This is a genomic window from Yersinia canariae (assembly GCF_009831415.1).
Lineage (GTDB): Bacteria > Pseudomonadota > Gammaproteobacteria > Enterobacterales > Enterobacteriaceae > Yersinia > Yersinia canariae.
Genome location: NZ_CP043727.1, coordinates 2876449 through 2891601, shown reverse-complemented (window position 1 = coordinate 2891601; position 15153 = coordinate 2876449). Strand labels below are relative to the sequence as shown.

Here is a 15153-nt window from a genome sequence, read left to right as displayed (position 1 = left end):
GAAATGAACCTTTATCTGAACAAATACTGATGTTTGATACAGAAGTCCATGCAGTGAATATTAAACACGCTCGTAATATTGCATATAATAACACTGCCAATGTGAACGCTTATCTCTCAGCACTTCTTGATTGTGGTTTTTATATGGTAAAATCCGAATTTAGAATATTTAATATAAAAGATGGTAACGGCGTACCAAGATCTGTTCGTTTCAGGACTGGCATCGTAAATGAAGAGCTAGAGCTAGAGCTATTGGTAAAGGATAACCACTATGGAATAAAAGACTTATATGATGAAGAACAAGTCGATTCTACCAATGCAGGTTTAATTTCTTTAAGTTTTGCAGGGCCGAAAGAAGATGGAGGATTGGATTTTTTATTCTACATTAATATTAGAAAGTTCTTCAAATAGTGCTTTTCTTGAGAAAAAATTCAGAGAGCATGCTATTAAGTCACCTTTAGGTTCGAAAGATCGAATATCCCCTCCGCCTTTGTCTGATGAGTTGAATTTCCTTACTAATCAAATGAGGTTGCCGAAAGAAACTCGTAAATTTTTTAAGGTGCTAATTTTACATGATTCAAAAAAGAAAGAATCCTTTCTTGCTTGTTGTCGCCTTTACAATCTGGCGTTAACTATGGCAGGTTATCATCCTACGGTGGCGTAGTCATATAAAGTTTGCGCCATTGAGGTATTAGGGATTTGTGAAAATATGAAATTTTCAGAGGTTATGATTAAATATTGTAACAATGATTTTGATAAAGAACTTACAGACTATTTTACAGTGTTCTCTCTAAACATTCCCATGCTGGGAGTTTTCTCTTTGATGAGTGCGAAATTGAATTTCAGCGTGATATAGATTTTTCATTTAACACAAAAAATAGTGACTTTGTAAATCTTAGTAAATATATCAGAATAGTCATCGCCAATTGGATTAAAGTAAACATGCTTAACAAAGATTAGTTATTAATTCTCACTTAAAAATAGAGGTCTGTATAACTGCACCTGTCGGTACACCTATTCTATTTCCACACGCTTTTTGATATTTGCCGTATTTTTATGTTGACCGTAAATTATTGTGGTATTTTTCGCAGTAAGTTCTACTTTTAAATACTTCAAGATCATATTTCGCTAAAAAAATCATTTCACATCTGCGTTGCAAGGGGCGCTACGCACGGCTATGCAGTGTCAGTTTTTTCTCCCGCGTGCTTTCCGTTCCCGTATCAGCTTTCGGTTAATCGTTTCCCAACACAACCCGTCCCACAAGGGTAAATGGCACGCATTCTGCGCCCTTGCTGGCCGGAACGATGCCGGGAAAGCGAACCGTCAGGCGATACGAAGACGAAAATCACACCACTGACGGAGAAAAAACCATGACGATTTCCCTGCATACCCAGACTAGCGCCCCTAACACCGCAGCGGCGACCAGCGTATCCCCGCTGGAGCAGTCAGGCTCCTCAAAAACGAAATTTTCTCAAACCAGAACAGATATTTATCAGACCGTCACCGACAACATCATTGCAGCGCTTGAAGCAGGTGTAAAACCATGGTCTTGCCCGTGGCAACGAGTGCCGGGCATGTCTGGGTTGCCTTCTAACTTCGCAACCGGTATCGCGTATAGTGGAATGAATATCATGCTGCTCTGGTGCAGTGCATCAGAACAGGGCTTCTGTGATTCACGCTGGATGACCTACAAACAAGCACAGGCAGTAGGTGGTCATGTCCGTAAGGGAGAGCGCGGCACAACGGCTATTTTCTACACCACTCTGGAGAAGGAAAACGAAGACGGCGAAATCGACCAGATCCCGATGCTGAAAACTTTCACCGTGTTTAACGTTCAGCAAATTGACGGCCTCCCGCTGACAACTGAAACAGTCAGCCCGGAAGCAACCTTTGACCCATTGCCGAAGGCTGAAAATCTGTTCCAGAAGAGCGGCGCAAACATCATTGAGAAAGGACAAAACGCCTTTTTCAGGCCCTCAACTGATGAAGTCTGGCTGCCAGAGCGCCATCTGTTTTCAGATGCAGCTAATTTCTATGCTACCGGACTGCATGAGTTGGTTCACTGGAGTGGTGGTAAAAAACGACTTAACCGTGAAATGAAAGGGAAATTTGGCAGTGCAGATTATGCGGAGGAGGAATTAGTGGCGGAGCTGGGAAGTGCTTTTCTGATGGCGGATCTGGGGATCATCGGAGAGGTGCAGCATGAAAGCTATATTGCCTCATGGCTCCAGGCGCTGAAAAACGATAAGCGCTATGTTTTCAAAGCGGCCAGCGCCGCCTCAAAAGCGCATCGTTATTTGATGGATAAAGCCTGAGGACGGGAGGAGGAAGCCGCAAAGGAATGTGGCTTTGACCATATATTTCTGTGGGCAGAGTCGTGGTGGTGTTAAAGGTATAACCTCCCTGCGAATTTTTCGTGGCACTGTGTGTAAGGAAAAATTCGCAGGCTGCGGGGGCGGGCGGCAAAGAGCCCGTTCATCGCTTTAGATGTATTGGCTCAGACTTGATCTGGCCGTGTTCTTTGTTAGAACACGATTCAGCATGACAGTCGGCAACGAGCGAGATATAGTCATTCGCACCCTGAGAATTACACTTTGAAGTGATTCAGGGTATGCGCTTACTGGTTACGAATATTGAGCGAGAATCATGCGATGATCGCCGCTTTTCTTTCGAGCCAGTAGGTGCTCCATGTTCGCTAACGAATACTCAGGGCATGCAGATAAACTGCTGGCTATATTTCTTTCGAAGAACGTGGAATGCATACCAATCCCCGATAAAAAGGAGTTGGTGATGACTGTGACTAATCAGTTTGCTGTACACGTTGGTCTGGACTGGGCAGATAAAAAACACGATGTCTGTGTTCAGTTTAAAAACGGTGAACGCGTGTTCCATGTGATTAAACATACAGCAGAAGCGCTTGATATCTGGCTTACCGAGTTACACCAGAAGGTAAAAGGCAGGATCGCTATTGCCGTTGAGCTGAAGAAAGGTCCCGTGGTGTATGCTCTTAAAAAATATCCCTTTATCACCGTTTTCCCCGTCCACGCTTTGTCCCTGGCTCGTTACCGGCAGGCTTTCTCGCCCAGTGGCGCTAAAGATGACCCGCAGGATGCTGAGCTGGCATTAGAGTTAATGCTGCGCTATCCCCAAAAGATAAAAGCTATTGAACCCGACAATGCGGATATTCGCTTACTTCAGCAACTGGTTGAGCAGCGTCGTCAGTTGGTTGAAGATAAACGCCGTTTTGTGAACCGGCTAATCAACACACTTAAACAGTATTATCCTCAGCCCCTGGAGTGGTTCTCACATCGGGGTAGCTTGCTATTGTGTGAACTGATTATGCAATGGCCCAGTCTGCAACAACTAAAACGAGCTAGGCGCGACACGATCCGCAACTTTCTCAATGCCAAAGGTGGCCGCGCAATGGCCCTTACCGAGCAGCGTGTTGCGAGTATTGATAACTCCATCCCGTTGACGACAGATCCGAGTGTTATAGAGGCTAATGCTTTGATGGCAACAGCACTGGCGAGACAAATTAAAGTCGTGAGTGAAATCATCAAAACCTATGATGAACGAATCGAAACGCTGTTTGACACATTGCCAGATGCGGGGCTGTTCAAATCACTTCCGGGCATGGGGCCGTGTATGGGCCCACGAATGCTTGCTACACTTGGTGATAACCGTGATCGGTTTAACAGCGCCGAAGAAATTCAAAACTACGCAGGTATTGCACCGGTGACAGAACGAAGTGGCCAGAAATCCTGGGTTCACTGGCGATGGCAATGTGCCAAGTTCGTCAGGCAGACCTTTGTTGAATGGGCTGCCAAGACGGTTAACTCATCATACTGGGCCAGACTTTATTATCAGGGGCAGCGAGAAAAAGGAAAATCTCATCAGTCAGCGCTCCGGGCTCTGGCGTTTAAATGGATAAGGATCATTTACCGCTGCTGGAAGACCAAAACCCGGTACGACGAAGCGAAATATTTGCTGGCACTGGAAGCGCGAAAGTCGCCCTTACTGAAGTCATAAAAAAGCTTGTCGAATGTCTCAGGGCGTGAAGCGGAAGTCATGCTTGCTGATACCTCTTAGAGTGCATAGCTCGTTTTCCAGGATGCAAACAGTTGCAGCCTGACCGTATGTAGCGGAGCATTAATGCTGGACCGGACAGTATCAAATTATGGATAAGCTACAGCATGTTGCCAGCAACCTATACAAGAGCTTCGACTTAGGAGCGCACCATGCTGTGTTACTTGGTACACAGAGCTGAGCCCGTGTCATGATCCCCAAAGATGCCTTCTCATACGAGCCAAATCTGAATCCGCACGAGTAACTCAAAAAAGAATATGTTTTCATCGTGTTGAAACGCTACGATATAACCATCAGGATTATTCTGGACGCCATCAAACACATTCGGAATTTCCGCTTATCGTAATCGGGTATTGGCAAAATGGAGCCGCTGAATGAGCATGTTGAGCTGGGCAATAGACCTGTGCAGGAAGACGGAGGCATGGCTGGTTAAGCGCCAGGTAAAAGATCAGGTACAACGCGCAGAGCAGGAGCTGAGTCTGACTGAAGGGGAGTCAGGTGACCGCTATGATACTTTAGCGCCGAAAACCATCAATGATGCCAGTATGCGAGAGTATTTCATTGCCCTGAAATACGCCTTGTCTCAGAAAGACGTGAGAAACATTGCCATTACAGGGAGCTACGGCGCAGGGAAAAGTACGGTTATTTCATCATTTATGAAATATCACTGTGATGATAAATACATCAATGTATCTCTTGCGGGATTCGATATGACGGAAAATGAAACAACCGTCAGCCCAACTCACCAGGAGGTTGAACTCAGTATCCTGCAGCAGATTCTTTATAAAGAGAATAGAGAGAAGCTTCCCGACTCAAGGATAGACAGAATAATCGATAGGGGCTCCCACTATGTCAGGGGAACCTATCGAGCCTTACTTAAAGTTGTCGCGCCCATCGCGGTTGCCGCATTTATTCTCTATTTTAAAACCATCGCGGAGTTTCTTCATCTCCCGTCATCCTGGATTGAAGTATTTAATGATCACTATATTTTAAAAGGCATTATATTAGTTTTGTTGGCTTTTACGGCGCTGTACTTTATAACCGCCAGCGCATCTCGAATCGGTATTTTTGATAAGAAACTTAAGCTGAGCAAGATAGCCATCTTAAGCGGGGATGTTGAGGCGAGCGAGCAAGAGACGCCATCCTTACTGAACAACTGCCTTGACGAGATCGTCTATTTTTTCACCAAGCTGGAATATAAGGTGGTTATCTTTGAAGATCTTGATAGGCTAGGGACGCCTGAGATTTTCGTTAAGCTGCGTGAAATTAACAAAATAGTTAATAACAATATTGTCGATGGCAACCCGGTCAGGTTTGTTTATGCGGTAAGAGACGACCTGTTCCTGGGCGCTGATGCCAGAACTAAATTCTTTGATTTCATTCTTCCCGTCATTCCATTTATGGACAGCAGAAACGCGTTTACCTTATTAAAGAGGAAAATGTCGCTCGACACGCATAACGATAAATATCTGAAAGGCATTTCGGCATATATAAATGATATGCGCAGCCTGCAGAATTTGGTCAATGAGTACCATGTGTTCAGCAACATAGTTGATAACGGCAAAGATAAAATCAAACTGTTATCGCTGGTTTTTTATAAAAACATTTATGCTTTAGACTATTTTCTTACCGATAAGAAAATCGGGGTTTTATATTCATTTGTTCGCGACTATCGCACCCGCAAACTTCACCGCAATCATTTCGACTCTCTGGAAACTAAACTGGATGTTTTACAGGCCGAAATAGAACATCTTAATCATGAGCCTATGTATGACCATAGGGGGGTTAGAGAGGAAATAGTTTGCCGATATATTCCGAAAATACTCTGGGATGGCGTTCATTTTGGTACCGGAAATGGATACAGTAATTTTTATCCCCTAACAACTTTGGCTTTAATTGATGATGAAAATGGTTTTTTAGAATTTTTATCGCAAAAGGAAAATTTATATATAGGCTACTTTGTTAGTCATCAGGGAAATTCACTCTCACTTTTTGATAGGGCATTAAGAGAACAACTAAAAGAAGAATACCTGAAACGAAAAACAAAAATGGGTAAAGATAAAAACTCGGCTTTTAGTGAACTGCAAATAAAAATAAAGAAAATTAAAGAGTCAATAAAATTAAAAAATACTCTTTCGCTGCGAGAGCTTACGCTAATAATCGGGCGTGAGAAATTTGCAGAGATTGCGCAGGGGTATCTTGAGGCGATGGAGGATCATGACTTCGTCTCTGAGCAGCAGCTCCATGCTTTGTGTACCGATATGCGCAATGGCGGATTAGACGCCTTGTATCTGCTGCTGTCCGATGGTCTGGTAATGCAGGACTTTATGGCCTACCGCTCAATTTTCCATGAAGGATCGATGAGCGTAAATGATAACGACTTTCTGAAAGCCGTCGGTCAGGATCTGAGCTACGCAACCTCAAACGGTGAATATTTTATCGATGACGAGAACAGAGTCATCAGCGAATTGGTTGAACATAACCGTATTTATGCCGATGGCGCGCTTCATCATCAATTGGTGACTCATCTGATTGATAACGCGGACGAGCATCTGGCGGGCATGTTCGCTTCGCTATTCAGCCAGTCTGATGAACACATCCTTGCTGTTTTCTCTGAGCTTTATACACGATTTGGCAAACCCGAAACCGTCGATAAGTTAATCGTTACCGCGCTGCAAAAAAATGGTTATCTTGACAGAATGGTTGCCGTTCTCGCGGGCCAGCCGGATGAAAAATTCACCAACGATATTGCTATCAGCGTGATAGCCTGCGTATCGCCTGAACATGCGCTAGATAAACTGCAATACCGCCAGCTTATTCATTCGCTGGGGTGCCGCATCATATCTCAGCTCACCGAAGAAAATCAGGAAGCGTTCATGCGTCATGTACAACAGGCGGATGCATGCTATGACGGGCTGTTCGAACCAATAACGCCAACGGAGCGGAATTGCCTGCAGTTTATTGCGCAAAACAGCCTTTATCAGTTAACTCGACACAATGTTGGCATTGCCGTTTCATGTCTTATTGACAACATAACGCCTGAAGAGGCGGAAAGGAAACCCTGGACGCTCGCCTATGAGCATAAACTCGGTACGGTTTCTGATTACTTCAGTCAAAACATCGATATATTCGTCAGAGATGTGTTTATCTCCTCCGCTGAGGATGCCGACTGTATCCGCTACGTGCTGACCCACACCTCCCTAAGCGACGATTGCAAAGGCGATATCGTCAGAAAAATGAGCTTCTCGTTTGCCGACCTGTGCGGGATATCCACTAAAGCAGAATTTACCGAAGACCTGCTAACGCTCTCCTATCACGACCTGTTTTACCGTTATGACCGCGTCGTGCCGGGATGGGGGGCGCTGATGGACTATATCTGTGAAGGCTGCAACATGGCGATACTGACGGCGTATGTGACCAAGCATGCGGCTACATTGGGTCAATCATCCCCAGAAGTTTATGATGGCGACCGCTATGACCTGCTCTATATGAAAATTATCTGCAACGATGACCTGGAAGAGCAGGCTTATCAGAGTCTGGTTACTCCGCTTGAGATTAACATGTGGGACATTGATGAACGGCTTAGCGCGCGTCATTTCTGCACCTTGGTAGCCATGCAGAAGCTGCCTCTCGACGCGGATGTGTATGAAAAAATTGCGGCTCAATACGCGGATCTGGATGAGAAAATCAGTGATGCCTTTGTCTATTGGTTCAGCCAGTATAAAAGTGAATTTTTGGCGCAGCCCGAGTTCTATCTAAGAAAAGAAAAAGACGCGCGCTTCTTTACAGCCATGCTCACAAAAGTCATGGTCTACGCGCGCTTTACTGTGCAAGAGAGAGCGGATCTGGTGTCGCAATTTATTGATTATTTCATTGCGTCTGATATCGCCGATCTCAATTTCCCTAATGATGTCCTGCTGCGGGTATTTAATAGCACCAGTCATGCAGAATTCAAGGTCATGCTGTTTACGCGATTTATTGTGACAGGCCTGAATAAACATCAACTGGCCGAGCTTTGCCATCAGCTGGGCGAAGATGAATTGAGACATATATTCATCAATAGAACCCAGGCGACAATCTCTGTAGTAAACAGAGAACGCGTGATATCAATTCTCGAGCATCTGCAGGCTGTACGCATCATTAGGAGTTTCGAGGAGCGTGAGGATGGAAAATTCGCCGTCGTTATCGCACCCGACCTAGAGGATGACGATTAGCGATTTAGCCTCTTTCAGGCCGGGACCGGCAGGTCTCTGCTTGTCTTTGTTAATCTGTTAACGATCTTAGATTATCTCTATACATGTTAGATTCTTTCAGCAATATGTTGCTGAACAGTCCGCTTCTGGCACGAAGCGAACTGTTAACCGAGCTGAAGGTCCGCTGTGAGCGAGGAGCGGACATAACTGATGAAGTGTTAACTTATTGAATTTTATCTAATCCCCATTTATTGTTTCAATAGAGATATAGTATCATGATAAGCATTGACTGTATTAGTTTACACCATCACATTAGGATTCAGGATGAGTTATAGCAAAGATATTTCCAGTCGAATTTTTAAATCATGTACATTAAATAAAACCACAGTCGAAAAAAGAATATTTTCTGACGATGGATTTATTGGTAACGTCATTATAATCACTGACAATGAATCTTTTGAAAAAGGATTAGATGATTTATCAAAAACCAATGATGGACAATTTATTTCAAAGATATATTTTAGATATTATATTGAAAGAACCTTATTTGATTGTAGTGATCACCCGGATGATGATGTGGATGTTCGTGTTAAATATTTCAAAAACCTCATTAGTAGTTTAGTTAAGCAAAGAGAACATAGGGTTGTTAAACAAGTATTTGGTGGAAATATAAAAAATGGGTCTCACCCTGTTAATCTAGGGCCATTTTGTTTTTATGAGATTCCTCGCCATGCAAGCCATATCAAACTTCCATTCTCAGATACTTTCTTTAGTAAACAGCAATCTACAAAAACTGTTGTTCAATTATGTGTGAAATCATTAGATTCCTATAAAGCTTCAGAAATTGCAGACACTTTTTTCAACACACTAGAGTTGTCATTTGCTTTCTTGTTGGCGAAGAAAGGTAAAGAGTTTTCTATAGGTGCTTTTATGTATGAGTTTTCTCCTACCGAACCATCGATTATTTATACGGAAGGCTCAATTTTTGGAAGGGCTGGAAATAAGCGTGAACAAGATCAAATAATTGATCTGAGTGATCTGGCTGATTATTTTCCAGAAAAAAAAGAAAGCTTGATGACGAATTTTTTTAATGTCGTTTTATCTCCGGGCACCCAACTTGAAAGGAAACTCTCCAGAGCAGTTGAATGGATTGGCGAAGCTTATCGCGATAAAAACAGATCAAGTGCCTTACTGAAAGTCGTAATTGCGCTTGAAGCACTTTTCAAAGTTAATGAAAATAGTGTTATTACTGCCTCTATAGTAGCTAGCATGGCTGAACAATGTGCTTATATAAGTGGGGAATCAGTAGATGAATGCTTAGAAATTGAAGATTACGTCAAAGAACTATATGGATTAAGATCTAAAGTAGTCCATGCTGGGTCTAATAATCTTGGAGAAAATGAGTTGAAAAAGGCGTTAACATTTAGCCGCTCCATAATTTTCAAATTGATAGACTTGAAAATCAACGAGAAATTCGAATCAATTAATGAATTGCAGCCAAAGATCCGGGAAAGTAAATATAAATCATGTCCACTATGGCAAACTACTAATTAGGACACATTAGTGTAATGGACAATGTCCGCATATGGCTGTGAGTTCAACGGGTCGGTGCAACGCTATCCTTGATCAAGGGGGACGTTGCCATGAAACGAAGAACTCGCATTTACTACACGCCAGAACAAAAGGCGATTATCTGGGACAGATACAAGCAAGGTGATTCTCTGCATGATATCGCCAGAATGTTCGACAGATACCATTCTTCTATTATGCCCACTATCCATCAGACAGGTGGCTACCGTCCTCCCGTGCGAAAGCGGCATCGATTAGCGCTTACGCTTGATGAAAGAGAGGAGATATCCAGAGGACTGGTAGCAAAACTCAGTATCAGGGACATCGCTGCCAAATTATCAAGAGCACCCTCAACAATTAGCCGCGAGGTCAGGAGGCATGGAGGTGCCAGGCAATACCGTGCAGCAAAAGCCGATACTGCTGCGTGGGAAAATGCTCTGAGACCAAAACCTTGCAAGCTAATTGAAAGCCCCACATTGTGTAAAATCATTGCAGAGAAGATGCATCAGGACTGGTCGCCGGAACAGATCGCCGGTTGGCTGAAACGCTGTTATCCGGATAATCAGGAAATGCATGTGTCACACGAAACGATTTATAAAACGCTTTTTATACAAACCCGGGGGGCATTAAAAAAAGAGCTGCAGCAATGCCTCAGAAGCGGAAGAGCGGTTCGTAGATCCCGAACGTCATCACTTAAAGGGAAAGGATTAGGGAAAATCCCGAATGCGATACCTATCAGCGAAAGGCCACCGGAAGCCGCAGACAGAGCCATACCTGGTCACTGGGAAGGTGATCTGATCCAGGGCTCGAAAAACTCCTATATCGTCACCCTTGTAGAACGCCATTCCCGCTTTGTTATGTTGACCAAAATCAGGGACAACAAGACCATAACGGTTATATCTGCACTCATCAGACAAGCCCGGGAATTGCCTGTTGAGCTTTATAAAACATTAACCTGGGATCGGGGAGCTGAAATGACCAGCCACACCCGGTTTACTGTAGCAACAGACATCCAGATTTACTTCTGTGATCCTCAATCTCCCTGGCAACGTGGCTCAAATGAAAATACGAACAGGTTGCTCAGACAATATTTTCCAAAGGGAACTGACTTATCGGTTCACAGTCAGCAGAGACTGAACAGCGTTGCCAGACAGCTCAACGAAAGACCGAGAAAAACGCTAGACTATGAATCACCCGCAGAACGGTTCAATAAGTGTGTTGCGTCCATCAGTTGAACTCACAGCACGAAGCGGACATCAGCGTATGGCCCCCTCCGGCTCCCCGGCGCTGCCGGGTCGTCAGCCCTACTGAGCTAACCGGCTCTGCCGGTAAGCTCCGCCTAATCCCTTCGGAGTTCGGGACTGACGGCTAGGGTCTGATGGCAAAGGGCAGGGCTCCTCTAACAGCTGACTTGAAATTTGTTAGGGCTATTTAAGAAACTAAATGGAGCCATTATATATTTTATAGATTGAGGTTTAATTAGAATTGCTAGGAGGGTTAGTGGCTATCATCGCAGCTGCATAATAACATCCCTGATTGGAAGCGCAGGACATTGATTTCCATGGTTTTGAGTTGCAAATTTCGCTATTGGAAACACGCAAAGATGCACCGCAAACAGTATAAAAAGGGCATCTACTTCTCGACGAGTTTGTTAAGTTTTCTGTTTTTACTATTTCACCAGAGGGTCTATAATGTAGTAAAATAAAATGAAAACAAGCGTGCAATTTTTTTGAGCCAAAAAGAGTTGATTCATCATTTTCTGGCAGTTCAAAATCGTACATAACATCACACTCTGGAATTTCTGGGTCGTTATTTCTTTTTTGGATTATGGTGCAACCGCCAAACTTGCGAATAAAACCATTCATTTCTAATGGTTTTTTTGAGATATTTTTTATTATATTTAGCTCAAGGAATGGATCTTCGATCCTGAAGCTTAAATTATTTTTTATTCGTCTAAGTGTTAGTTTAATAAAGTTCCCCATAGGTTCGTTAATAGGGAAAAGGTTAATGATTTGATTAATAGAAGAATCTGTTGTTTCCGCTAATTCATTTAACTGCTTTTTTACATGCGAAACTAATTTTTCATACCTGCAATCAGCTTCTAAGGATTCCATTTCTATTAAAAGATTCATCAAGACTCGTGGTGAGTCATTTGATTGTAAGGATGCTAACATACAGCAAATTAAATCATCATCCGTTAATGATGATGCAACCTTTTTTGCAAATCCATTTACTGTATGATAAGGATAAAATGGAGATTCTTGTGGGGTAGAATTCATTTCCTGTGCACATTTTGACTCTAGCATGTAAGCTACAGATTCAAGAATCTCAAGCAGGCCTATATGAAGATCATAACTATTGTCATTAAAGGTCACTTTGCATTTAATTAATGAGGTGCAGGTAACCTGACCATCAGCATACTTTAAGGGTTCTATTTCATGCGCATCGAAGAGTATGTCTTTATTTTTAGCATAATCAGGTAACGTACATAGGTTTCTTTTTCTGTTTGAAATGATAAAGCTGAAATGATTTTTGTTATTTTCGATTAGATCTGGATTAATATGACTTGATCCGAGAGAAGTGTCTTTATTTTCCATTGTCCAGCGGAAGTTATTCCATAATATCAATTGTGAACAAAAAACAGAAAAGCCATGTATAGTTGAAATATTATGAAGAAAATGAATCCACTCATGGAAAAAGAAAGCAAATTGAGTAGGGTTTGTAAATCCGATTGGGTTCTGAGGGTCTTCTAGTGCTGGAAAATCCTTTGTTAATGTAATGATTTGCGATTCAGGTAAGTAAGTTGCAATGGCAGCCATTTATAATCCTCATTAGTTCACGTAGCAACGAAATCATCTGCGTTTTTTACTTTTTACACAACATTTTTTCTTAAAGAATGTTAAATAAATTGATGTGAGTTTTATTTTTTGTTAAGACTAAAATAAGTTGACTCATACATTATTGTATCTTTATTAAAAGAGATTTTTCTAGTTTCTCATATATACGCTCAGGGAAAATGAGAAGCATCAGCCTAATAGCCCCCTCCTGCTCCCCGGCGCTGCCGGGTCGTCGAGCCCCACTGCGCTAACCGGCTCTGCCGGTAAGCTCCGCCGAATCCCTCCGGGGTTCGGGCCTGACGGCTAGGGTCTGATGGCTGACGGCAAGATCACCCGTACAGCCAGCCTATTTTCCGCTATGAGCAGAACACCCCACCGGCAGGGAAGACTAACTGCATCATCCACGGCGATGTATTTACTGCGTCCATATATTTTTAGTATTCGTCAACTTAACCACTCCTTCATAAAAATATAGACCTGTCCCATAAATTAACATATCTCAATGTTATCTATGTCTGCTTCTGGCACAAAGCTGCCTGTCAGATTAGGTTATGGCCTTGAGCCATAAAAATGTTAGCTCAAATCTTAGCTAACATTTTTAGAGGCATTTTACCCGACTTCAATTATCAATGTGCTTTCCTGCATCACCTGAATGAGTCGTGGTACTCCGTGCTGCCGCAATACGCCTGCGAGCAATTTCCACATAATCCGCTTCGCGCTCAATGCCGACGAAACTGAATCCTTCCATCGCTGCAGCTTTGCCGGTGCTTCCACTTCCCATAAAGGGATCAAGTACAGTGCCGCCCGGGGGCGTAACCAGGCGGCAGAGGTAACGCATCAGCTCGCTGGGCTTTACACACATATGATTGTTACCCTCATCGCGGTCCTTTTTGCTGGCTTTCGCACAATAAAAGAACCGACTGGCGCTATTAATTTCCACCTGCTGAGGGGTATACGGGAACATCGCAAGTACTGCATCACTGCCATCATGGATGACATTGGCAGGCCAGCGACCATCAGGATTTCCTTGTCTGGCGATACTTCCATCACCTTTACTTCTGCCTCGCCACATATGGTTGGGCTCAGAGCCACCCGGTCCATTTGGATAATCATAGGGTGGTTCTCCTTCTGCCAGAGCGATCCTGCATTCGCTGATGTTCAGAGCGCCGGTACCATATACGCCTACATTGGATGCTAAGGACCCCTTGCATGGCTTACGGGCAAGGGTAATCGGTTCCAGTGCCGGTTTTAACGCGTGGTGAGATTTAGGAAACCCCGATCCGTATACCCAGCCCAGCATTCCATCACGTCCAAATGCTGCGTCCAGCAATTTGAGCTGGTCCGGCGACAAACTTTCAATGAGGGCCTGAGCAGCATTGCTGGTCTCGTAGAGAAATACAATCATGTCACGTATTTCAAAGCCCGCATCCTCAATACGCGCTGCCATTCGGTGTTGAGTGCGAGAGCCCGCGAACGACAGCAACTGACCACCGGGTTTGAGTACGCGCAGACATTCTTTCCAGATGGCCGGTGAAGGAACATCATAGTCCCATGTCTTACCCATGAATTTAATACCATATGGCGGGTCGGTCACAATGCTGTCCACAGAATTGCCCGGCATGTCGCCGAGTACGTCTAGGCAGTCGCCATGAGTCAAAATGTCATGCATGGCGTTCCCTCCCGTCATCGTCAGCAACTGATGAAGAGGGGGACTCCTGCTTATCACTGACACTATTTTCCAGTTCATCAAGGGTGCGGAAGAGAAACATCTCGCGGTTCTTCGCGTCAAACGAAACGGGAACACTGTTTCTCATCACCGTCCTGATGCTGTCAAACAGCCTGACCAGTGATTCTTTGGTTTTATCATCCGGCATAACATACATCGCATAGTGCCAGCGTCCGGCGTCGCTGGCGGCAAGATGGCTGTTAATAATGCTGATGTAGCGGGCGCGGGTTTTCATTGAGCGCTCTGTTTCCACTGCAACGATGGCACCGCTGCTTAAGGTAATAATGCCGTCCGGTCGGTGCCGGATACCTGGGTACCGCGCTATAAACTCTCCCCGGTCGCCATTAAGCCAGCCTGTGCCGCCTTTTTCCTCCAGGGCGATCCTGACCCGCTGATTTAACAGGCGATGTTCCAGCGTCGAGTTTTTGAGTTTGCCCGGCTCAAAATAGGCAGGGAAAACCTTGTCATTAGCACTAACCACCATTGCCAGTCCCTGCATGGTGATCCCCCACAATGATTTTCTCCCAGTCAATACCGGGTATTCATGTTTATTCAGGAAGCCCATCGCAACCGCTTTATTGAGCAGTTTATACATCGCATGGTTATGTTTCCCTTTATAGCCGACAACTCTTTTTAAGGTCTGGAAATCAGAGAACGTTTCCTCCTTGAGAAAATACAGCAATGCCCGCACTCTCCGTTTTGTGGCTTCATTTCTTTCAGCAACGTTATGAATAAGCATTGAT

The 15153-nt window shown here is 43.9% G+C and carries 9 protein-coding genes; 6 read left to right on the top strand and 3 right to left on the bottom strand.

Annotation, left to right across the window (positions count from 1 at the left end; translation table 11 throughout):
- The first annotated feature begins 29 nt into the window (after positions 1-29).
- The 6 genes from F0T03_RS13380 to F0T03_RS13355 all read left to right on the top strand — a co-directional run bounded on the left by F0T03_RS13380 (position 30) and on the right by F0T03_RS13355 (position 11082).
- Complete coding sequence (locus tag F0T03_RS13380; RefSeq protein WP_159678885.1) at positions 30-410, top strand: hypothetical protein; 381 nt, start codon at positions 30-32, stop codon at positions 408-410.
- A 959-nt stretch (positions 411-1369) separates the two neighbouring features.
- Complete coding sequence (locus F0T03_RS13375) at positions 1370-2314, top strand: ArdC family protein (protein WP_159678883.1); 945 nt, start codon at positions 1370-1372, stop codon at positions 2312-2314.
- Between the two features lie 475 nt (positions 2315-2789).
- The gene (locus F0T03_RS13370; RefSeq protein ID WP_159678881.1) at positions 2790-4028 is read left to right on the top strand and encodes an IS110 family RNA-guided transposase; all 1239 of its coding nucleotides are present in this window, start codon (positions 2790-2792) and stop codon (positions 4026-4028) included.
- 431 nt (positions 4029-4459) lie between these two features.
- The gene (locus tag F0T03_RS13365) at positions 4460-8299 is read left to right on the top strand and encodes a YobI family P-loop NTPase (protein ID WP_159678879.1); all 3840 of its coding nucleotides are present in this window, start codon (positions 4460-4462) and stop codon (positions 8297-8299) included.
- 303 nt (positions 8300-8602) lie between these two features.
- Positions 8603-9832: a HEPN domain-containing protein gene (locus F0T03_RS13360; protein ID WP_159678877.1), complete on the top strand. Its 1230-nt coding sequence runs from the start codon at positions 8603-8605 to the stop codon at positions 9830-9832.
- Positions 9833-9921: 89 nt separating this feature from the next.
- The gene (locus F0T03_RS13355) at positions 9922-11082 is read left to right on the top strand and encodes an IS30 family transposase (RefSeq protein WP_159677579.1); all 1161 of its coding nucleotides are present in this window, start codon (positions 9922-9924) and stop codon (positions 11080-11082) included.
- Positions 11083-11322: 240 nt separating this feature from the next.
- On the opposite strand, the gene F0T03_RS13350 is transcribed toward F0T03_RS13355, so the two are convergent.
- From F0T03_RS13350 to mobC, 3 genes are all read right to left on the bottom strand, one after another.
- A complete protein-coding gene (locus tag F0T03_RS13350; protein WP_159678875.1) occupies positions 11323-12666 on the bottom strand; it encodes a hypothetical protein in 1344 nt (447 codons plus the stop codon).
- Positions 12667-13303: 637 nt separating this feature from the next.
- The gene (locus F0T03_RS13345; protein ID WP_159678873.1) at positions 13304-14353 is read right to left on the bottom strand and encodes a DNA-methyltransferase; all 1050 of its coding nucleotides are present in this window, start codon (positions 14351-14353) and stop codon (positions 13304-13306) included.
- Positions 14346-15149: a MobC family replication-relaxation protein gene (gene mobC, locus F0T03_RS13340; protein ID WP_159678871.1), complete on the bottom strand. Its 804-nt coding sequence runs from the start codon at positions 15147-15149 to the stop codon at positions 14346-14348. The genes F0T03_RS13345 and mobC overlap by 8 nt, the downstream gene beginning before the upstream one ends.
- Positions 15150-15153 lie beyond the last annotated feature (4 nt).

Bases quoted from the DNA above. Each gene is read 5' to 3' on its own strand.
- F0T03_RS13380 (WP_159678885.1), top strand. From the start codon at position 30: ATGTTTGATACAGAAGTCCATGCAGTGAATATTAAACACGCTCGTAAT.
- F0T03_RS13375 (WP_159678883.1), top strand. From the start codon at position 1,370: ATGACGATTTCCCTGCATACCCAGACTAGCGCCCCTAACACCGCAGCG.
- F0T03_RS13370 (WP_159678881.1), top strand. From the start codon at position 2,790: ATGACTGTGACTAATCAGTTTGCTGTACACGTTGGTCTGGACTGGGCA.
- F0T03_RS13365 (WP_159678879.1), top strand. From the start codon at position 4,460: ATGAGCATGTTGAGCTGGGCAATAGACCTGTGCAGGAAGACGGAGGCA.
- F0T03_RS13360 (WP_159678877.1), top strand. From the start codon at position 8,603: ATGAGTTATAGCAAAGATATTTCCAGTCGAATTTTTAAATCATGTACA.
- F0T03_RS13355 (WP_159677579.1), top strand. From the start codon at position 9,922: ATGAAACGAAGAACTCGCATTTACTACACGCCAGAACAAAAGGCGATT.
- F0T03_RS13350 (WP_159678875.1), bottom strand. From the start codon at position 12,666: ATGGCTGCCATTGCAACTTACTTACCTGAATCGCAAATCATTACATTA.
- F0T03_RS13345 (WP_159678873.1), bottom strand. From the start codon at position 14,353: ATGCATGACATTTTGACTCATGGCGACTGCCTAGACGTACTCGGCGAC.
- mobC (WP_159678871.1), bottom strand. From the start codon at position 15,149: ATGCTTATTCATAACGTTGCTGAAAGAAATGAAGCCACAAAACGGAGA.